Origin of the sequence: Streptomyces sp. LS1784, from assembly GCF_020103755.1 — a bacterium.
Taxonomy (GTDB): domain Bacteria; phylum Actinomycetota; class Actinomycetes; order Streptomycetales; family Streptomycetaceae; genus Kitasatospora.
The window spans coordinates 1-3,913 of sequence record NZ_JAHSQD010000682.1; the positions used below are offsets into that span (position 1 = coordinate 1).

General features: G+C 75.2%; 5 protein-coding genes. 3 read left to right on the top strand and 2 right to left on the bottom strand.

Annotation, left to right across the window (positions count from 1 at the left end):
* Positions 1-983 (top strand): HEAT repeat domain-containing protein (locus KS423_RS40425; protein WP_374120138.1); only part of this gene is annotated, 983 nt, incomplete at its 5' end.
* On the opposite strand, the gene KS423_RS40430 is transcribed toward KS423_RS40425, so the two are convergent.
* Entirely contained in the window at positions 944-1,318 is a 375-nt protein-coding gene (locus KS423_RS40430; protein WP_224284719.1) for a VOC family protein, read from the bottom strand. The genes KS423_RS40425 and KS423_RS40430 overlap by 40 nt on opposite strands.
* A 145-nt stretch (positions 1,319-1,463) precedes the next feature.
* Here KS423_RS40430 and KS423_RS40435 point away from each other — a divergent pair, with 145 nt between their 5' ends.
* The gene (locus KS423_RS40435; RefSeq protein ID WP_224284720.1) at positions 1,464-2,285 is read left to right on the top strand and encodes an AraC family transcriptional regulator; all 822 of its coding nucleotides are present in this window, start codon (positions 1,464-1,466) and stop codon (positions 2,283-2,285) included.
* A 72-nt stretch (positions 2,286-2,357) separates the two neighbouring features.
* Here the strand turns inward: KS423_RS40435 and KS423_RS40440 are convergent, their stop codons facing one another.
* On the bottom strand, positions 2,358-3,119 hold the full coding sequence (locus KS423_RS40440; RefSeq protein WP_224284721.1) for an alpha/beta fold hydrolase: 762 nt from the start codon (positions 3,117-3,119) through the stop codon (positions 2,358-2,360).
* 121 nt (positions 3,120-3,240) lie between these two features.
* Here KS423_RS40440 and KS423_RS40445 point away from each other — a divergent pair, with 121 nt between their 5' ends.
* Positions 3,241-3,774 carry a SigE family RNA polymerase sigma factor gene (locus KS423_RS40445; protein WP_224284722.1) on the top strand — a complete coding sequence of 178 codons (534 nt, stop codon included), beginning with the start codon at positions 3,241-3,243 and terminating at the stop codon, positions 3,772-3,774.
* Positions 3,775-3,913: the final 139 nt, after the last annotated feature.

A 3,913-nucleotide genomic window follows, 5' to 3' on the forward strand; every position in this document is an offset into this window, starting at 1 on the left:
AGCGCGCCGAGGGCGGGCCCCAGGTGTGGGCCTCGCCCGAGCCGCACCGGCGCCGGGCGCACCAGGAGGCCGTCCTGGCGCTGGCGCAGCTCGGCGACGAACGGGCGCTGCCGGGCCTGCTGACGGCGCTGGACGCGGGGGACGACGCCTGGCGCGCCGTCCAGGTGGCTCGCCATCTTCCTGCTGCTACAGGCGAGTTGGCGCCCCGGCTGGCCGGGATGCTGCGGGGGTTCGACCTGTCCCGGGAGTGGATCGAGATGGAGGTGCGGTCGGTCGTGGGTGCCCTGGGGGTGCTCGGCGACGCGGCGGTGCTCCCGTCCCTCACGGAGGCCCTCGACGCGGCCGTCCGGGAAGGACAGTGGGGCATCGCCGAATCCGCGCTCCAGGCCCTGCAACGACTCGGCCCGGCGGCCGCCCCCGCGTTGCCACGGATCCGCGCCCTGGCACACGGACCGGAGGCCAGGGTCCGCCCCGTCGCCCTCGGCGCGCTCCGGGCGGTCGAGGGCGACGCGGAAGAGGTCCTGCCGCCACTGCTCGAACTGCTCGGCACCGACAGCCCCTTCGGACTGTTCACGGTCGTGGACCTCCTCGGCGAGATCGGCCCGGCAGCGACGGCCGCCCTGCCCCGGCTGCGTGAACTGCTCGCCAACGACTACGACTGGGTTCGCGTCCACTGCGCCACCGCGCTCTGGGACATCGGCGGCGCCCCCGAGATCCCGGCGGTCCTCGACGCGCTCCTCCCGGCCTGGGAGAACAACTCCTCCACCGGCGGCCACGTCGCGGCCTGCCTGGAGCGGATGGGCGCCGCCGCCGCACCGGCCGTCCCGCTGCTGCGCGCACAGCTCGAACTGCCACAGCGGGGAGGCCGGTTCGGGAGCATCGAGGAGGACGAGAAGCTTCAGCGCCAGTGCCGCACGCTCCTCGCCCGCCTCGACCCGGACGGTCAGTCGCCGGCGGCGGAGGGCGCCAGGCAGAACGGGTGACCCTGCGGGTCGAGCAGGACCACCCACTGCCCCTCCCCCGGCTGGAACGCGGGCCGGGTGGCCCCGAGGGCCAGCAACTCCCCGACGGCTCCCGGAAGATCGGCGACGGCGAAGTCGAGGTGCAGCCGCGCGCCGCCTTCCGGCCAGCCCGGCGCACGGTGGCCGTCCACCCGGACGAAGGCCAGCCCGGGCGCGGCGCCGGCCGGGGCGAGGGAGGCGAAGTCCTCGTCGCTGTGGGTGAGTTCCCACCCGGTGGCCTTCTGGTAGAAGGCGGCGAGCGCGAGCGGGTCGGCGCTGTCGAGGACGATCGTGGCGGGCTGGTTCAGCACGGACATGGTGCGGGCTCCTGCGGTTGCGGGTGAATGCGGGTGCTGTTGCTGTGCACAGCCTGCCGCCGGCCCGCCGTGCCGGTCTTGAACATCCTTGCAGGGGGCCGTCGGACCGACCCGGGTGTCAGACCCCGCCCGTACCCTGCCGACCGTGCTCACCGCCGAACCCGTCGCCACCCGGCCCGACTTCGACATCAGCGCGGTCGCCTGCGGCAGCGATCACGCCCGCTGGTCCCCGCCGGAGGTCCACCGTGGCCACCGCATGGTGCTGGTCCGGCACGGCCGCTTCCGCCGTCGCGCCGCCGGGGTGGCCGCCGACCTCGACCCGAACCTCGGCTACCTCGGCACACCGGGCGAGGAGGAGAGCTTCGCCCACCCCAGCGGCGGCGACCGGTGCACCTCGATCAGTGTGACGCCCGCGCTCTGGCGTTCCCTCGCCGGCGATGACCCCGGGCCGGGCGCCGCAACGCTCTACGTCGATCCCGGACTCGGCCTCGCCCACCGCCGCCTCCTCGCCACCGCCCGCTCCGGGGACGTCGACTACGCCGTCACGGAGCAGCTGCTGGGACTGCTGGCCACCGCCGTCACCCGTACGGCCCTCGGGCCGACACCCGCGGCGGCCCGCCCGTCCGCCGCCCGCGACCGCGCCCTGGTCGCAGCGGCCCGCGAGGCGATCGCCGAGGACCACCCGGCCTCCCGCACCCTGCTGTCCCTCGCCGAGCTCCTGGGCGTCTCCCCGTACCGCCTGAGCCGCGCCTTCCCCCGCGAACTCGGCGTCTCACTCACCCACCACCGCCACCACGTCCGCATCACCCGCGCTCTCGACCGCCTCGAAGCCGGCGAACCCAGCCTCGCCACCCTCGCCACCGACCTCGGCTACGCCGACCAGGCCCACCTCACCCGCACCCTCCGCCACCACCTCGGCCACACCCCCACAGCCCTCCGCCACCTGCTGAAACCAGCCGCGGAGTGAAAGGTCGGCCGGGCCGACTTCCCACTCCGGCCGGGTCCAGCGGGGCTCCGGTGGGTGGGCGGGCCGGGGGTGCTACTGCGCGGCCGGGGCGGGCTCGCGGAGGAAGGCGAGCAGCAGGTCGGTGGTGTCGGCCGGGCGTTCCAGGCTGGGGAGGTGGCCCGCCCAGGGGAGTTCCTGGTGGCGGGCATCGGGGAGGACGGCGGGGAGGGTCGCGGCGATGTCGCGGAAGTCCGGGAAGTCGTGGGCGCCGGACACGGCCAGCGTGGGGGCGGTGATCCGGCCGAGGTCGACGTCCTCGCGGTCGGAGCCGAACGTCGCCTCCATCTGGACGTCGAAGGCGTGGCGCTGCATCCGGCGGACGTCCGCGCGGGCCTGCTCGTCGGCCTCCGGGCCGAGCCAGGACTCGACGTTCAGCTCGACGGCCGCGTCGATCTCCCCGGCCTCGATCAGCTCGTCCTCCCGGCCGCCGAAGGCGCGCAGGGTGTCGCTGGGCTGGTGTCCGGGCATGCCCGCGCCGAGCAGCGCCAGCTTGGTGACCGCCGCGGGGCGCAGCGCGGCCGCCGTCAGGGCGATCCGGCCGCCGTAGGACGCGCCGACCAGGGCGGCGGTCTCGATGCCCAGGTGGTCGAGGAGTGCCAGGACGTCCCCGGTGTCGCTGTACGGGCCGTCCGCGAGCGGCGTGTCGCCGAAGCCGCGGAAGTCGCAGCGGACCACCCGATACCCGGCGTCGATCAGCGGCTGCCACTGCGCGTCCCACATCCGCCGGTCGCACACCGAGGAGTGCAGCAGCACCACGGCGGGCCCACTGCCCGCTACGTCATGAGAAATGATCACCCGGCGGATGGTAGTGCCCGCGCCGTCGCTCCCGGGCAAGGTGAAGCCGCCACAGCCACCGGTAAGCGCTTGCGGCCGCCCCCGGGCTCTGGACGGGTGAAGGAGGTGCTCGGAAGTGCTCATGAGAGAAGCGAAGAGCGATCAGGACGACGGGTTCCAGGCGTTCATCGTCGCGGCCTGGCCACGCCTGGTGCGGACGGCGTACCTGCTGGCCGGCGAGCAGTACGCGGCCGAGGACCTGGTGCAGTCCGCTGCCGAGAAGGCCTGCGCGGCCTGGCCGAAGGTGCGCCGGGCCGACGATCCGTACGCCTACGTGCGGCGGATCCTGGTCAACCAGCACGCCCGCCGCTGGCGCCGCCGGGCGCCGGAGCTGCTGGTGGAGACGGTGCCGGACGCACCGGGGGTGGAGGACGGCTTCGCCCGCTCCGACCAGCGAGGGGCCCTGCTGGCCGCGCTGGCCACCCTGCCGCCGCGCCAGCGCGAGGCGGTGGTGATGCGGCACTGGGAGGACCTGAGCGACAGCCAGACGGCGGCCGCCATGGGGTGTTCGGTGGGCGCGGTGCGCAGCCACGCGGCGAAGGGCATCGCACGGCTGCGGCAGGTCACGGCGCTGGTGGAGCTCAAGGAAACGACACGGATCGGAGGAGTGGCATGAACCGGGAGCCGGACAGAGTGGGTGCGGGCGTGGACGACGGCAAGGACCTGTGGGTGGGGCTCGGCCTGGCCGAGGCGGCGGCCGGCGCGCGGATCGGCCCGGCCCCGGTGGCGGACATCGTGGCGGGCGGCCGCCGGCT